The organism is Clostridium sp. SGI.024 (assembly GCF_050315195.1).
Lineage (GTDB): Bacteria > Bacillota > Clostridia > Clostridiales > Clostridiaceae > Clostridium.
Genome location: NZ_JBNPON010000166.1, coordinates 1 through 372 on the forward strand (window position 1 = coordinate 1; position 372 = coordinate 372).

Annotated in this window: 1 pseudogene; it reads right to left on the reverse strand. The window is 29.0% G+C overall.

The annotated features are described in order from the left end of the window. Positions 1 to 108: 108 nt before the first annotated feature. A pseudogene (locus ACQRD5_RS17245) lies at positions 109 to 372 on the reverse strand (IS110 family transposase); the annotation flags it as partial.

Below are 372 nucleotides of genomic sequence, written 5' to 3' on the forward strand. Positions count from 1 at the left end.
AGACCAGCTAATAATAGTCAAGTAAAAAATTAAAAAATAATTTTAATAAAAAATGGCATGACAAATAAACCATTTCAAAACACGAATGGTTACAAATTATGGATATTACTAAGCGACGTAATCTATAGAGTTATTCTCTAGATACATTTGTTTGTGGATTCTTGGATCTCTTAATTCAAACGGTGTTTGGTTTCGGAGAACTGCAAAAATATAATTTATTATTTTATGCATTATTGCTACTAAGGCAACTTTAGGTTTTTTACCATTAAGATTAACTTGGTAATAATCTAATAAAACTTTATTAATAGGAACTCCGTTACGGTTTGTTCTTATACAAGCAAGTGCAGCAGCATATAAGGCTCTACGACCTAT